At 43.7% G+C, this 15569-nt stretch carries 17 protein-coding genes; 12 read left to right on the plus strand and 5 right to left on the minus strand.

Features of this window, described 5'->3' with window-relative positions:
• Positions 1-277 precede the first annotated feature (277 nt).
• Complete coding sequence (locus A3I3_RS0102865) at positions 278-625, minus strand: DUF6568 family protein (protein WP_018371231.1); 348 nt, start codon at positions 623-625, stop codon at positions 278-280.
• 157 nt (positions 626-782) lie between these two features.
• Here A3I3_RS0102865 and A3I3_RS0102870 point away from each other — a divergent pair, with 157 nt between their 5' ends.
• From A3I3_RS0102870 to A3I3_RS0102880, 3 genes are read left to right on the plus strand one after another with little or no spacing between them, the layout of a single operon-like run.
• A complete protein-coding gene (locus A3I3_RS0102870) occupies positions 783-1352 on the plus strand; it encodes an NAD-dependent epimerase/dehydratase family protein (protein WP_018371232.1) in 570 nt (189 codons plus the stop codon).
• The gene (locus tag A3I3_RS0102875) at positions 1352-1792 is read left to right on the plus strand and encodes an SRPBCC family protein (RefSeq protein WP_018371233.1); all 441 of its coding nucleotides are present in this window, start codon (positions 1352-1354) and stop codon (positions 1790-1792) included. The genes A3I3_RS0102870 and A3I3_RS0102875 overlap by 1 nt, the downstream gene beginning before the upstream one ends.
• On the plus strand, positions 1779-2243 hold the full coding sequence (locus A3I3_RS0102880; RefSeq protein ID WP_018371234.1) for an RrF2 family transcriptional regulator: 465 nt from the start codon (positions 1779-1781) through the stop codon (positions 2241-2243). Before A3I3_RS0102875 ends, A3I3_RS0102880 begins: the two co-directional genes overlap by 14 nt.
• 31 nt (positions 2244-2274) lie before the next feature.
• Here the strand turns inward: A3I3_RS0102880 and A3I3_RS0102885 are convergent, their stop codons facing one another.
• From A3I3_RS0102885 to A3I3_RS0102900, 4 genes are all read right to left on the minus strand, one after another.
• Entirely contained in the window at positions 2275-3993 is a 1719-nt protein-coding gene (locus A3I3_RS0102885; protein WP_018371235.1) for a phospho-sugar mutase, read from the minus strand.
• A 133-nt stretch (positions 3994-4126) separates the two neighbouring features.
• Complete coding sequence (locus A3I3_RS0102890) at positions 4127-4693, minus strand: ECF transporter S component (protein ID WP_018371236.1); 567 nt, start codon at positions 4691-4693, stop codon at positions 4127-4129.
• Positions 4683-5231, minus strand: a complete 549-nt coding sequence (gene coaC / locus A3I3_RS0102895) for a phosphopantothenoylcysteine decarboxylase (RefSeq protein ID WP_018371237.1) — start codon at positions 5229-5231, stop codon at positions 4683-4685. Before coaC ends, A3I3_RS0102890 begins: the two co-directional genes overlap by 11 nt.
• Complete coding sequence (locus tag A3I3_RS0102900) at positions 5228-5920, minus strand: phosphopantothenate--cysteine ligase (RefSeq protein WP_018371238.1); 693 nt, start codon at positions 5918-5920, stop codon at positions 5228-5230. The genes coaC and A3I3_RS0102900 overlap by 4 nt, the downstream gene beginning before the upstream one ends.
• 274 nt (positions 5921-6194) lie before the next feature.
• Here A3I3_RS0102900 and A3I3_RS0102905 point away from each other — a divergent pair, with 274 nt between their 5' ends.
• The 9 genes from A3I3_RS0102905 to topA all read left to right on the plus strand — a co-directional run bounded on the left by A3I3_RS0102905 (position 6195) and on the right by topA (position 15541).
• Positions 6195-7865, plus strand: a complete 1671-nt coding sequence (locus tag A3I3_RS0102905) for a formate--tetrahydrofolate ligase (protein ID WP_018371239.1) — start codon at positions 6195-6197, stop codon at positions 7863-7865.
• Positions 7866-7942: 77 nt separating this feature from the next.
• Entirely contained in the window at positions 7943-8494 is a 552-nt protein-coding gene (locus A3I3_RS0102910) for a GNAT family N-acetyltransferase (RefSeq protein WP_018371240.1), read from the plus strand.
• On the plus strand, positions 8484-9137 hold the full coding sequence (locus A3I3_RS0102915; RefSeq protein ID WP_018371241.1) for a DNA alkylation repair protein: 654 nt from the start codon (positions 8484-8486) through the stop codon (positions 9135-9137). Before A3I3_RS0102910 ends, A3I3_RS0102915 begins: the two co-directional genes overlap by 11 nt.
• Positions 9134-9664 (plus strand): GNAT family N-acetyltransferase, encoded by a 531-nt coding sequence (locus A3I3_RS0102920; protein ID WP_018371242.1) that lies wholly within the window; start codon positions 9134-9136, stop codon positions 9662-9664. Before A3I3_RS0102915 ends, A3I3_RS0102920 begins: the two co-directional genes overlap by 4 nt.
• A 258-nt stretch (positions 9665-9922) precedes the next feature.
• A complete protein-coding gene (locus A3I3_RS0102925; protein ID WP_018371243.1) occupies positions 9923-10999 on the plus strand; it encodes an aspartate-semialdehyde dehydrogenase in 1077 nt (358 codons plus the stop codon).
• A gap of 42 nt (positions 11000-11041) precedes the next feature.
• The gene (dapA, locus tag A3I3_RS0102930; RefSeq protein WP_018371244.1) at positions 11042-11923 is read left to right on the plus strand and encodes a 4-hydroxy-tetrahydrodipicolinate synthase; all 882 of its coding nucleotides are present in this window, start codon (positions 11042-11044) and stop codon (positions 11921-11923) included.
• Between the two features lie 175 nt (positions 11924-12098).
• The gene (locus A3I3_RS0102935) at positions 12099-12437 is read left to right on the plus strand and encodes an ATP cone domain-containing protein (protein ID WP_018371245.1); all 339 of its coding nucleotides are present in this window, start codon (positions 12099-12101) and stop codon (positions 12435-12437) included.
• Positions 12438-12521: 84 nt separating this feature from the next.
• Positions 12522-13364, plus strand: coding sequence for a DNA-processing protein DprA (gene dprA / locus A3I3_RS0102940; protein ID WP_018371246.1), 843 nt, complete (start codon positions 12522-12524; stop codon positions 13362-13364).
• A gap of 83 nt (positions 13365-13447) precedes the next feature.
• On the plus strand, positions 13448-15541 hold the full coding sequence (gene topA / locus A3I3_RS0102945) for a type I DNA topoisomerase (protein WP_115275940.1): 2094 nt from the start codon (positions 13448-13450) through the stop codon (positions 15539-15541).
• Positions 15542-15569 lie beyond the last annotated feature (28 nt).

Below are 15569 nucleotides of genomic sequence, written 5' to 3' on the forward strand. Positions count from 1 at the left end.
CCAAAGGCATGATAGAAGGCGTGGAAGTGACAATCCTCCAAAGTATTCACCACTTTTTCAATCGTAAAGACGAGATGGTCTTGTGGCAAGAAAGAACTGATTTCTAGTGGTAAAGTTGTTTGATTTGTGTTATAGTGAATATGCATGGGATAGCCTTTCTAAATGGTTTATTGTGCAATTCTATTTTACCAAGACTATCGCAACCATGCAAAAAAGCAACGGATTTGCCGTTGCTTTTTTTGGAGATAAGGGACTATTGTCCCAGGCTCCTTTTATTTTATAATTTGGCGAAAGCCTTGATTTCGTCAGCGGTCATAGAAGAATCGCAGCGAACGTCCACTTGACCGTTTTCCGTATGCAAAAATCCTGGAACGGTTGGGATACCGTATTCTGAGCGGAAGGCTTGCAGCTTGTCTAGTTCGCTTGCTTCCTCGCTATTGATAAAGTAGATGTGCGCTTTGGTTTCAGCGACAACACCCGCCAAAGTTCCAGCGAATTTACGGCAGTAAGGACAGGTCTTACGACCGATGAAGAAGGTCGCATTTTCCTTGTCAGCGATTGCCTGGCGCGCACGGTCAACCGTTGTCACTTCCAAATCTTTGATGTTTTGAGCAAATTGTTCCATAAACTAACCTCATTTCTTTTGATAAATCTAGTATGACATAAAAAAAGGAAAATTTCCATTATTTGAAATTTTCGAGTTAAAAGTCTTGACAAAATAGAACTAAAGATATAAAATAATCCTAAGATAAAAATAAATCCTAGAAAATGAGGTAGAAAAAATGACAACTATTGTAATGCTTGGCAGAAACGGCTATATCGGACGCAACGTAACGGAAAAATGGCTTCAAAAAGATAAGACGGCTACTTTCTATGTATTGTCACGTTCGGGCAAAAATTCACTGCAAAATGAGCGAATTACCGACATTGCTGTTGATGTGACGGATTTTGATGCAGTATTGAAGGCTATTCCAGAAAAAGTGGACTACATAGTCGACTTTGTTGGACGTCCGGAAAAAGATCCAGAAGTTTTCAAGCAGGTCAACGACCAGCCAGCTCAAGTGATGCTGCAAGTAGCCAAAGCCAAAAACGTAAAAGGGATGGGCTTTATCGGCGGTACTTTAGGACCAAAACCATTCGTTGAAGGCAAGGCTCGTTTGGCGAAAATGCTCAAAGACAGTGGCATTCCGACAACTGTCATAGCACCGACTGTCGTTTATGGAAACGGCCGGAGCGACGCCATTAGTAAAATGGTTCCGCTCTTCAAATTCCTTGCTATCTTTTCTAAAAACTTCAAACCAGTTACTGTGGAGCAAGTCTCAACAGAAATGGTTGACGGGTTGCTAGGCTAATGACTAAGCGTGTTCGTATTAGCCAAGATATTGCGGCACCTCTAAAACAAGTTTTTGATTGGTTTTACCATTCGGAAAATTTCACGGCTTCGCCAATCGTCTTTCAGTCACGCTGGAAAAGTAAGGAGCGTTGGGAGGCGGGTTCTGTTCGCGATATTATCATGATAGCAGGTTGGTACCAAGAAGAAATCACCGCTGTGGCACCGCAAAAATTCATTCGCTACAAGGTCAATCGTTCTTTTCCGCAAGTCCAGCAGAATTTTACGGAGATTGCCTTTGAGCCTTTAGACCAAGGGCACACGCGCGTCACTTGGGTGATTAATATAGCGGTCAAGCCAGCTTTCTTGACCAATCTTGGTGGAAAAATGGCTGCTACCCTTTATGGAACCATTATCAAAGCAGCGAAAAAATCTTTGGAGGCTTCTTTTGAAAATCAATAAAAGTACAGAGCAAGCAATTTTTGTTTTGATTATGTTGGCTTTGCAAAAAGAGCATAAGCCTGTCAAAAGTCAGGTTTTAAGTCAGATTTTGCAGGTATCGGATTCTTATTTGAAAAAAATTCTGATGAAATTGTCTAAAGCGGGGCTGATTGATGCCAGCGCAAGCAAGCAAGGCGGCTATCGCCTCAAGCGCTCGATTGAAGAAATCAGTTTGGCAGATGTGCTCCTAGCTTTAGAAGGAGAAACTTCTCAGCCGCATTTTGCTCACTTGGGAGCAATCGTCTTTGACGACAAGGAGCATGTTCGCGAGGGCGAAGAAAAAATTGCGCAAGCCTTGGATCAAGGGATAGATAGTTACTATCGGTCGCTTTCGACCTTTCCGCTAGTAGAGCTTCTCCACGAAGAAGCCTATAAGCTAGGTGCTATTGATTGGGAAAATCAAACAAAATAAAAGAGATTGGGAAGCCCAATCTCTTTTGTTATTATTTGATAAAGTCCTTGATTTGAGCCTCGATATTAGCGATTTTTTGCTCGGCGTCAGCAGTAGAGCTGCCGACAACAGCAATGTAGAATTTAATCTTAGGCTCAGTTCCTGAAGGGCGCACAGCAATCCATGAACCGTCAGCAAGCGTGTATTTGAGCACGTCACTTGGAGGAGTTGTGAGCGTAGCCACGTTTCCGTCAGCACTGGTTGCGGTTTGCGCTTTGAAGTCTTCTGTCAGGGAAATAGCAGTCGCGTTAAATTCTTTTGGAGCATTGTCGCGGAATTTGCTCATGATGCTCTTGATTTGCTCAGCTCCGTCGACACCAGAAAGAGTGACAGAAATCGTCTTTTCAGCATAGTAGCCATATTCCTTGTAGATTTCGTCAATGCCGTCAGCCAAGGTCAAGCCACGTGAGCGGTAGTAGGCAGCGATTTCAGCCACGATAAGAACGGCTTGGATAGCGTCTTTGTCGCGAACGAATGGTTTAATCAGATAACCAAAACTTTCTTCAAAACCGAAGAGATAGGTGTGGTTGTGCTTTTCTTCAAATTCTTGAATTTTTTCAGCGATAAATTTGAAACCAGTCAAAACATTAAACATGGTCGCACCGTAGCTTTGGGCAATCTTGGCAACGAGGTCGGTTGATACGATTGACTTAGCCAGCGCAGCATTTTCAGGAAGAGTGCCTGCCGTCTTGTGCGCTTCAAGGATGTATTTAGCGATAATCGCACCAATTTGGTTACCAGAAAGATTTTTGTAAGAGCCGTTTGCTTGGCGGATTTCCACACCGAGGCGGTCAGCATCTGGGTCGGTCGCAACCAGCACATCAGCATCCACTTGGCGTCCCAGTTCTTCAGCCAGAGAAAATGCTTCTTGATTTTCAGGATTGGGTGATTTTACAGTTGAGAAATCTGGATCTGGCACAGCTTGACTTTCTACAACCTCAACGGATGCAAAACCAGCTTGAGCCAAAGCACGACGTGCCAACATTTCCCCTGTACCATGCAGAGGAGTGTAGACGATTTTCATGTCCTTGCCATATTCATCAATTAGTTTTTGGTTAATGTTAACATCTTTGACTTCTTTTAGATATTCAACGTCAACATCTTCACCAATAATCTGAATGAGTCCAGAAGCTTTTTCAGCTTCGACATCAGCTACTTCAATAGCGAACGGATTTTCAATCGCACGAATATAAGTAGTGAGTGCATCGGCATCATGTGGTGGCATTTGTCCACCATCTTCACCATAAACCTTGTAGCCGTTGAACGGTGCAGGGTTGTGGCTAGCAGTAACCATGATACCAGCAAAAGTTCCTAAATGACGAACTGCGAAAGACAATTCTGGTGTTGGGCGCAGGCTTTCAAAAACGTAGGATTTGATACCGTGTTTTGCAAGAACTGCAGCAGACTCGAAAGCAAATTCTGGTGAGAAGTGGCGGGAGTCGTAGGCAATGGCTACACCGCGTTTTTTATAGGCCTCACCTTTTTCATCAATCAAACGCGCCAAACCTTCGGTTGCTTGACGGACAACATAGATATTGATGCGGTTCGTACCTGCACCAATCAAGCCACGCATTCCAGCTGTACCAAATTCAAGATTGGTATAAAAGGCATCTTCTTTTGTTTTTTCATCCATGGCCAATAATTCTTCGCGAAGATAGTCAGGTAACCCTGCAAAGTCAAGCCATTTTTGAAAATTTTCTTGATAAGTCATGTGATACTCCTTTTCTATTATGGTAGGGGAAACAAATAATTGTTTCTGGTTGTTGCAACAAAAAATGAGAAAACTTTCATTTAATCGCTTACATTATAACACGTTTTCATAAAAAAATCATGCTTTCACGTGATTATTTTCTTATTTTTTCAAGGGCAGGGACAATACTCATAGTCAGTAGCGCTGAAATCAGCAATTCAGCAATAGAATTGGCCGATAGAACCACTGCCAGAAGTGCTTGGATATTGCCTTGGTAAATCCCTGAAAACAAGATAAAGATACCGCCCAACACAAAAATAGTATTGGTAGCAGAACCAACTGCGCCTGCTAAAATTAAGCCTGTCCGATTTTTCATAAATTTGTAGACAAAATAGGGCGTAATACCGATTAAAATCCGCGGTACGATGGCGATAATCAAAGAATAGATATTCCCATTAGGCACAAAAGGACTGAAGAGATAGCTGGTAGGTAAAAGGACAACTGTGCTGTTAACAACACTGATAATTCCCATCAGAAAGCCCAACCACGCGCCGATGCGAGGACCGTAGATAATACTGGCGATAATAACTGGCACATGCACAATGGTCGGTTTAATAGGCATAGGTAATAGATTAAAAATGATTGATGTCAACAAGTGCAAGACAATCATAATGGCAAAAAAGATAGCAATAGGAGCGATGTTTGATTGTTTATTCTTCATGAGCTGCGATTTCCTTTACTTTTTTGATAATGTCATCAATGTCGGCCAGAGCCCCAGTTCCCTTGTCGCCGCAAGCAAGAACCGACTCGCGCGGCTCAAGGACTTCATAGCCTAGCTTTTGCAGGAATTCCAGATTGGCTTGGGTGATGACGTTCTCATACATCTTTGTATTCATGGCCGGAGCGATGAGCTTTTTGACGTTTTTTTCCAGTGCCAAAGCTGTGCTGGTCACCATGTTGTCGGCTAAACCATTGGCGAGTTTGGCAATCGTATTAGCAGTGGCTGGCGCGACGAGAAAAAGGTCGGTTGTCTTTGCGATTTCGATATGGTTGACCTTGCTAGGGTCTGGCTCTGCCATGACATCATAGTGAACCAAGTTCTTGGACAAGACTTGCAAGGTCAGAGGCGTGATAAAGTCCATAGCTGCCTTGGTCATAAGAACGGTCACCTGAAATCCCTCCTTGGTCAAGCGATTGGTCAAATCTGCCGCCTTATAAGCGGATATGCTGCCTGTGACGGCTAAAGTGATATGTTTCATACATTGTTCCTCGCATGGATTTTTTCAAATAGAAGTTGAGCGATTTCTTCCTTGCTTCTGGCAATCGTTTTGCTGTCTTTTTCAACCAGATAAGCCAGGTGCTCGTGCTCCGAGATGTCAGCTAGGTCGTTAGCGACAATGATTTGCGCTTGATTATTGACTAGGCTCTTACGAGCGACGCTGATGAGTTCTTCCTTAGAAACATCAACCAAGAGTTTGAAGCCGATGAGCATGATGTTGGGATTCCATTTTTTGACATGGCTGATGATTTTCGGCGTTTTCTTGAGAAAAAGCACCTGTACATCATCTTGGGAAGAAATCTTGCTTTCTTGATTTTTCTTATCTAAAAATTCTTGAAGATTGCTTGACTTTGCCACCTGCTCAAATCCAGCCATATAAATCGGTGTATAATCAGACACCGCCATAGAATGGATAAAAACATCGTGCGTTTGCACCAGCGGTTCAATCGTCTCAAGCAGGTCAGCCACATTTTCGATGAGGATAATGTCCAGATTTTCTTGCTCAACAGGCTTGACAGCTTTTCTGGTCGTAACCAAGGTCACTTGGTCGCCCTTTTTTAAACATGTTTCAGCAATGATTTTTCCCAGCTGCCCCGTCGAATGATTGGTAATCGAGCGCACACGGTCGATTTTTTCACTGGTTCCGCCAGAAGTGATTAAGATTTTCATATTTGTATTGTACACAAAAAAGCCGATTTCGTAAAATATTAGGTCGGAAAAAAGAAGTTAAAAATAAGATAACATGGTATAATGAGTAAGAGGTCAGAGGAAAAAGCATAATCCCATATTAACTACTGGGATATGAAGAGTTATTATTAATGGGGATGATAAAAGATAATCAAATCAGAATAAAAACCGAACATTAAAATAATATAAAGTGTTTATCGTGCAGAATTTGCTGATTTTTGTTATACTAGTTTTATAAAATAGTAAGGAGTTTGGAATGAAAACGGATATTGAAATTGCTCAAAGTGTTGAATTGCAGCCGATTGTAGATGTGGTTGAAAAGCTAGGAATTGATTATGACGACCTGGAATTATATGGAAAATATAAGGCTAAACTTAGTTTTGACAAAATTCGTCAGCTGGAGGATAACCCTATCGGTAAGCTGATTTTGGTGACGGCTATCAATCCGACGCCTGCTGGTGAGGGAAAATCGACCATTACAATCGGCTTGGCGGATGCCCTCAATAAAATCGGCAAGAAAACCATGATTGCCATTCGCGAACCGTCGCTGGGACCTGTCATGGGGATCAAGGGTGGCGCCGCTGGTGGCGGTTACGCACAGGTTCTGCCTATGGAGGACATCAATCTGCATTTTACAGGCGACATGCACGCTATTACAACGGCGAATAATGCACTGGCAGCTCTGATTGACAATCACTTGCAGCAAGGAAATGAGCTAGGAATTGACCAACGCCGCATCGTCTGGAAGCGGGTGGTGGACTTAAATGACCGCGCCCTGCGCCATGTGACTATCGGTCTTGGTAGCCCGGTCAACGGCATTCCGCGTGAGGACGGCTTTGATATCACGGTTGCCAGCGAAATTATGGCTATCTTGTGCCTGGCGACAGACATTGAAGATTTAAAAAAGCGTTTAGCCAATATCGTGATTGGTTACCGCTTTGACCGCACGCCTGTTTACGTGCGCGACCTAGAGGTTGAGGGCGCTCTTGCGCTGGTCTTGAAGGACGCTATCAAGCCAAATCTGGTGCAGACGATCTACGGTACGCCGGCCTTTGTTCACGGTGGGCCTTTTGCCAATATTGCTCATGGGTGCAATTCTGTCTTGGCGACATCAACTGCGCTTCGCTTAGCCGATTATACGGTGACAGAGGCTGGTTTTGGTGCCGATCTCGGCGCTGAAAAATTCCTTGACATCAAAACGCCCAATTTACCAACCAATCCCGACGCTGTGGTGATTGTAGCGACCTTGCGTGCGCTGAAAATGAACGGCGGCGTGGCAAAGGACGCTCTGACAAAAGAAAATGTCCAAGCGGTGAAAGCTGGATTTGCCAATCTCAAACGCCATGTGGAAAATATCCGCAAATTTGGCATTCCGGTCGTTGTAGCAATCAACGAATTTGTCTCTGATACTGAGGCTGAAATCGTTACTCTTCGTGAGCTCTGTGCACAGATTGATGTGCCTGTTGAATTGGCCAGTGTCTGGGCAGACGGAGCAGAAGGCGGGCTGGCGCTAGCCGAAACCGTCGCTCGCACAATTGACCAAAAACCTGCTAACTACAAACGCTTGTATGATGACGAGCGCAGCATTGAAGAAAAAATCGAGACAATCGTCAAAGAAATCTATCGCGGGGCTTCTGTGACTTTTGAGAAAAAGGCGCAAACGCAAATCCGTGAAATTGTCAAAAATGGCTGGGATAAGCTACCAATTTGTATGGCAAAAACCCAGTACAGCTTTTCCGATAACCCAGCGGCACTGGGCGCTCCAGAAAATTTTGACATCACCATTCGTGAGTTGGTTCCAAAGCTAGGAGCAGGCTTTATCGTTGCTCTGACAGGGGATGTCATGACCATGCCGGGACTTCCAAAACGCCCAGCAGCTCTCAATATGGATGTGGCAGCAGACGGCACAGCTATCGGTTTATTCTAAAAATGAAAAGGTTCGTACGAGCCTTTTCATTTTTGTTTTGTTAAAATAAAAGAGAGAATGCTAAAGTGAGGAATGAAATGAAAATTAGAATGGCAAAAAAAGAAGATGCTGCAAGCTTACAAGGAATTTACCAGCCTTATGTTACAAAGACAGCTATTACTTTTGAATACGACCTGCCAAGTCTTGCAGAATTTGAGCAAAGAATAGAGCAGACACTGAAAGAATATCCTTACTTGGTAGCAGAAGAAGACGGAAATATTTTGGGGTATGCTTATGCTTCTAGCTATTATGGGCGCACAGCCTATGATTGGGCAGCAGAATTATCTGTTTATCTGAGGGAGGATGCTAGAGGAAGAGGCCTTGGCAGCAAACTTTATGATACTTTAGAAGGACTATTAGAAGAGCAAGGTTTTATCCATTTTTTGGCTTGTATTGCTTTGCCAAATGAGGCAAGTTTAGCACTTCACAAAAAAAGAGGTTATCAGCAAGTAGCGCATTTTCCCAAAATTGGCTATAAATTTGAAAAATGGCATGACATCGTTTGGTTGCAAAAGACTTTGGAAGGACCCGTTTCTAAGATAAAAACAATAGCAGAACTTGACTTTAAAGGAGTCGAATATGATGATTGATGAAATTTTGAAAGAATTAGCAGCAGTAGCTGACGAAGCAGACGCCGTCAAGATGCGCTCTTACATGAAAAATCAATTTGATTACTTGGGCGTGCGAACGCCTGTTCGACGACAAGTGGCGAAAAAATGCTTTAAAAAAATTGCTAAAACAGAAATTGACTGGGTTTTTATAAAGCAGGCTTGGGACAATTCTTATCGCGAGCTCCAATACGTGGCGCTGGATTATTTGCAGAGTAAGAAAAATCTGCTGACGCCAGCCGATCTTCCTAAGCTGAAAAATCTAGCTCAGAGCAAGTCCTGGTGGGACACGATTGATAATTTAGATAGGCTTGTCGGTGACCTTGTTTTCCGCTTTCCCGAGTGCAAGGCAACTATTTTGGCTTGGAGCGTGGACTCTGACTTCTGGCTGCGGCGCTTGGCGATTGACCACCAGCTGCTGAGAAAGGAAGAGACAGATACGGCGCTTTTGGAGCAAATTTTGCTTAACAATCTAGGACAGACGGAATTTTTCATTAACAAAGCAATTGGCTGGAGCCTGCGCGATTATTCCAAGACCAACCCTCAATGGGTGGCAGAATTTATAGATAAGAACCGCGATGAAATGGCAACACTGAGTATAAGAGAGGGGAGTAAATATTTATGAAAAAAGTAAGGTTAAAATACTTGGAAGAATCTGATTACTCAGCATGGTATGAAGGTTTTTCCAATCGTAGGCCTTCTCAATCTAGCTTTGACGACGGTCTTTTAGATATGTCCATATGTAGCAAGGAATGGTTTGCTGACTTGGTTGCCAAGCATGAGAAGTTTCGTGAGCAAGATCAGCAGTATATCTGGGCTGTTTATGATGAGAATAGCGGCAAGCATGTCGGAATGTTTAATCTAGTCACTCTTGCTCGCTCTCCACTTGATTGGGCAGAGATTGGCTATAGCATCCACAACCAATATTGGAGACAGGGCTATGCGAGCGCTGCCTTAGAGGAATTAAAACGATTGAGCCGACAACTTGGTTTTCATCGCCTAGAAGCCCATGTCAATCCTCAAAATGTAGCTTCTAAAAATCTTTTAAACAAATCTGCTTTCACCAATGAAGGAATTCGCAAGTCCTTCTTAAAAGAAGGAGAGACATGGGAAGATAAGGAAATTTTTTCTTACATCCTTGATGAAACTTAGTCATTCCTCTTGACATGCTTTGCCTCATCTAGTATAATCACATAGTGCGATGAGTCGATAGGTGGCGCAAGCCACTATCTAGCATGGGAGGTCATAACGCAGGAGCGGACCTTGATAAGTTGTGTGAACCTGCTTATCACACGAAAGTGCCCTTTCCCTCACCTTTGGTGGGGGATTTTTTTATAAACGGCTTTTCATTCTGCTGAAAAAATGGTACAATATTGTATAAATTTTTAGAAAATTCTATGAGGTAGATTTATGGGATACACAGTTGCAGTTGTCGGTGCCACTGGCGCTGTCGGTGCTCAAATGATTAAAATGTTGGAAGAGTCTAGTCTTCCGATTGACAATGTGCGCTATTTAGCGTCTGCTCGCTCTGCGGGGAAAATTTTACCTTTTAAAAATCAATATATTACCATTGAAGAAACAACTGAGGATGCCTTTGCTGGAGTGGATATCGCTCTCTTTTCAGCAGGCGGATCAACTTCTGCCAAGTACGCTCCATATGCGGTCAAGGCAGGTGCCGTAGTGGTGGACAACACTTCTTATTTCCGTCAAAATCCATATGTGCCCTTAGTGGTGCCCGAAGTCAACGCTCATGCGCTTGACGCTCACAAGGGAATTATTTCTTGTCCAAACTGCTCCACCATTCAAATGATGGTCGCTTTAGAGCCTGTTCGTCAAAAATGGGGCTTGGAACGCATTATCGTTTCAACCTATCAAGCCGTGTCCGGTGCTGGTATGGGAGCTATTCTTGAGACAGAACGCGAATTGCGTCAAGTCTTGAACGACGGTATCAACCCGCGCGATGTCAAGGCGGAAATTTTGCCTTCAGGTGGCGACAAAAAGCATTATCCAATCGCTTTTAATGCTCTTGCCCAAATCGACGTTTTCACAGATAACGACTACACTTACGAAGAAATGAAAATGACCAATGAAACCAAGAAAATCATGGAAGACGACAGTATTGCTGTTTCAGCGACTTGCGTTCGCATCCCTGTCTTGTCAGCTCACTCTGAGTCGGTTTACATTGAGACCAAGGAAGTTGCGCCGATTGAGGAAGTGAAAGCTGCGATTGCAGCCTTTCCGGGTGCTGTTTTGGAAGACGATGTCGCTCATCAAATCTATCCTCAAGCGGTCAATGCTGTCGGTAGCCGCGATACTTTCGTCGGTCGTATACGTCACGACTTGGATGCTGAAAAAGGCATTCACATGTGGGTCGTTTCTGACAATCTCTTGAAGGGTGCCGCTTGGAATTCTGTGCAAATTGCAGAAAGCCTGCACGAGCGCGGTTTGGTTCGTCCAACAGCGGAAGTCGTTTTTGATTTAAAATAAGATCATTTACCATTCACCAATATCTATTACTTAGGAGGGTCTATGTCTATCGAAGATTTGAAAAATGCGAAAATTATTACAGCTCTAGTAACGCCTTTTAACGAAGACGACAGCATCAATTTTGCTGCGCTTCCTAAGTTGATTGAGCACTTGCTAGCTCACCATACAGAAGGTCTCATCTTGGCTGGGACGACTGGAGAAAGTCCGACTCTGACCCACGAGGAAGAATTGGAACTTTTCCGCGCGGTGCAAGATATTGTCCAAGGCCGTGTTCCTTTGATTGCAGGGATTGGAACCAATGACACGCGCGACTCTGTTCAATTTGCCAAGGAAGTGGATAAATTCGGTGGATTTGTGGCTGGTTTGGCGGTAACGCCTTACTATAACAAACCCAGTCAAGAAGGTATGTACCAGCATTACAAGGCGATTGCGGAAGCCTCAGATTTGCCTATCATGGTCTACAATGTTCCTGGTCGGACAGTAGCAGGACTAGATGTGGAGACCTCTTTGCGTCTCGCTCAGTTACCAAATATTATTGCAATCAAGGATTGTACAGGTGTTGATAATTTGGCATATCTGGTCGAGCATGCGCCAGAGGATTTCCTTATTTATACAGGGGAAGACGGTTTGGCTTTCCATGCTAAGGTGCTGGGCGCACACGGTGTGATTAGCGTGGCTTCCCACACAAATGGAGACGAGATGTTTGCTATGTTTGCAGCGCTTGATGTGGGCAATATCAAGGAAGCAGCGCGTATTCAGCGCCAATTCTTGCCAAAGGTGGATGCCCTCTTTTCTCTTGCAAGCCCCGCTCCGCTCAAAGCTGTTCTCAATCATCAAGGCTTTGAAGTCGGACCGCTCCGCTTGCCGCTGGTCGCTTGTACCGACGAAGAAGCAGCAGAGATTATCAAGATTGTGGAAGGTTAAAAAGGTTGCTGCGGCAATCTTTTTACAATACTTTGAAAAATTTTTGAAAAAAAGGTATAATGAGAGAGTGAGTTCTACATAAGAGACGATATTCATGTTTTAGAGCCAATCAAGCTCGCGATTTGCATTATGTCAGAACGATTTAGTGGATAAAAATTTATAAAAAGAGGTGCTTATGCAAGTTATTAAACGTGACGGTCAAATTACAGATTTTGACCCAGAGAAGATTTATCAAGCGATTTTGAAGGCTGCGCAGACAGTCTATGTTTTGACCGATGATTTGCGACAAAACTTGGCGTTGGTAACCAAAAAAGTTGTACTGGACTTGGAAGAAGCCAAGGTTGAGCGGGCGACTATTAGCATGATTCAGTCTATGGTTGAAAATCGCTTGCTGGGTGCTGGCTACATTACCATTGCTGAGCACTATATTTCTTACCGCCTGCAACGCGATTTGGAGCGCAGCGGTTACGGCGACCACATTGCTGTTCATTTGCACTTTGAGCAAATTATGTAATAAAACATGAGAAGAGAGCACCTGCTCTCTTTTTTATTTCTTTTTACGAATAAAGAAATAAAAGATTGAGGAAAGGAAAAGTTAATGGAAAACTTTGAGATTTATAAATTAAAGAAAGCAGGGCTGTCTAACCAGCAGGTTTTAAATGCTTTGGAATATGAAAAAAGAAAGGGGAAAAAGCTGTCTCTTCGCGATATAGCAGTCGTTTCGGAAACGGTCAAGCCTGCCATTTTTATGGAAAATTACAATCAATTAGACACGGACAAGCTACGAGAAGAATTTGAAAAATTCCCTTCGTTTTCGATTTTGGATGAGGTCTATCCTTTGGATTTGAAGGAAATTTATAATCCACCTGTGCTCTTGTTTTATCAAGGAAATTTGGATTTGTTAAAATTGCCAAAATTAGCGGTGGTGGGAAGTCGTGCCAGCAGCAAAAATGGTAGTTTAGCCGTTCAGAAAATCATCAAGGAATTACAGAATGAATTGGTTATCGTTAGCGGTTTGGCGCGCGGCATTGATACGACGGCGCACATGGCTGCCTTGCAGGCTGGCGGGAAAAGTATTGCGGTCATTGGCACGGGATTAGATATTTATTATCCGCGAGAAAATAGTAAGTTGCAGCAATATCTATCTAAAAATCATCTGGTGCTGAGCGAATACGCTGCTGGTGAAGCGCCGCTTAAGTTTCATTTTCCTGAACGAAATCGAATTATTGCTGGCTTATCCCGCGCCGTGGTGGTTGCAGAGGCAAAAATGCGCTCAGGCAGCCTCATCACTTGTGAGCGAGCTATGGAAGAAGGGCGGGATGTCTTTGCAATTCCGGGCTCAATTTTGGACGGAAAGAGCGACGGTTGCCATTATTTAATTCAAGAAGGCGCAAAGTGCATCATGTCGGGCTCTGATGTGCTTTCAGAGCTCCAATTTTAAAACAAGTTTTCCTATAAGAGAAGCTACTAGTTGACATCAATCAAAAAATAGTTTAAACTCTATGAGGTTTATTACTTTTTGAGGTGTATACATTGGTAACAAAAACAAAGAAAAAAACTGCAAACAAGAAAAATCTTGTGATTGTGGAATCGCCAGCAAAGGCGAAAACGATTGAAAAATATTTAGGAAGAAACTATAAGGTTTTGGCTAGTGTTGGGCATATCCGCGATTTGAAAAAATCGACCATGTCTATTGATTTTGACAATAATTACGAGCCAGAATACATCAATATACGTGGAAAAGGTCCGCTCATCAACGAATTGAAAAAAGAAGCTAAAAAAGCCAAGCAAGTTTATCTGGCGAGCGACCCGGACCGCGAAGGAGAAGCGATTTCTTGGCACTTGGCGCATATTTTGAAGCTGGACGCGCAGGATAAAAACCGCGTGGTCTTCAACGAAATCACCAAAGATGCTGTCAAAAACGCCTTCAAAGAACCGCGGCAAATTGACATGGACTTGGTTGACGCCCAGCAAGCACGGCGTGTTTTAGACCGTATTGTGGGTTACTCGATTTCGCCTATTCTTTGGAAAAAGGTGAAAAAAGGCTTGTCCGCAGGACGCGTGCAGTCTGTTGCGCTCAAGTTGATTATTGACCGCGAAAATGAAATCAATGCTTTTAAGCCAGAAGAATACTGGACCATTGACGGGACTTTCAAAAAGGGCAGCAAGCAATTTCAAGCCAGCTTTTACGGCATGAACGGCAAGAAGATGAAGCTGTCCAATAATGACCAAGTCAAGGAAGTCTTGTCTCATTTGACCAGCGATGATTTTGTGGTTGAGCAGGTCGATAAGAAAGAGCGCAAGCGCAATGCGCCCCTGCCTTACACGACCAGCTCCATGCAGCAAGATGCGGCGAACAAAATCAATTTCCGTACGCGTAAGACCATGATGGTGGCTCAACAGCTCTATGAGGGAATCAATATCGGCTCAGGCGTGCAGGGGTTGATTACCTATATGCGTACGGATTCGACCCGTATTAGCCCTGTGGCGGCAAATGAGGCTGCTGGCTTTATTACGGGGCGTTTCGGGCAAAAGTATTCTAAACATGGAAGCAAGGTCAGAAATGCTTCTGGAGCGCAGGATGCCCATGAAGCCATTCGTCCGTCTAGCGTCTACAATACGCCAGAAAATATTGCTAAATATTTGGATAAAGATCAGCTGAAGCTCTATACCTTGATTTGGAATCGGTTTGTGGCAAGTCAGATGACGGCTGCAATCTTTGATACTATGAGTGTAAAATTGGCGCAAAACGGTGTACAGTTCGCAGCCAATGGCAGTCAGGTTAAATTTGACGGGTATTTAGCGATTTACAATGACTCTGATAAGAATAAAATGCTGCCAGATATGGAGAAAGGCGACCAAGTCAAGCGCGTCAATACCAATCCTGAACAGCATTTTACCCAGCCACCAGCTCGCTACTCAGAAGCAACTCTTATCAAGACTTTGGAGGAAAATGGGGTCGGTCGTCCGTCAACCTACGCTCCAACTATTGAAACCATTCAGAAGCGCTACTATGTCAAGCTGGCTTCTAAGCGTTTCGAGCCAACAGAGCTAGGAGAAATTGTCAATTCACTGATTGTCGAATTTTTCCCAGATATTGTCGATGTTAAGTTCACCGCTGGCATGGAGACCAAGCTAGACGATGTCGAAATTGGGAAAGAGCAGTGGCAGAAGGTCATCGATGAGTTTTACAAACCTTTTGAAAAAGAGGTTCATAAAGCCGAAGAAGAAATGGAGAAAATCCAGATTAAAGATGAGCCTGCTGGTTTTGATTGCGAGGTCTGTGGCAGTCCTATGGTTATCAAGCTGGGTCGCTACGGCAAATTCTACGCTTGTAGCAATTTCCCAGACTGTCGCCATACGCAGGCAATTGTCAAGGAAATCGGCGTGACTTGTCCGCAGTGTAAAGAAGGGCAAGTTATCGAACGCAAGACCAAACGCAATCGTCTCTTTTATGGCTGCAACCGCTATCCAGACTGTGACTTCACCTCTTGGGACAAGCCAGTCGGGCGGAATTGTCCTAAATGCGACCATTATTTGGTTGAGAAAAAGGTGCGTGGCGGCGGCAAACAAGTCGTATGTAGCAACGGTGACTACGAAGAAGAAAAAGTGAAATAAAAAGAATAGTTTGCATAATTTTAGTTAT

Source organism: Streptococcus massiliensis DSM 18628 (assembly GCF_000380065.1).
Classification (GTDB): domain Bacteria; phylum Bacillota; class Bacilli; order Lactobacillales; family Streptococcaceae; genus Streptococcus; species Streptococcus massiliensis.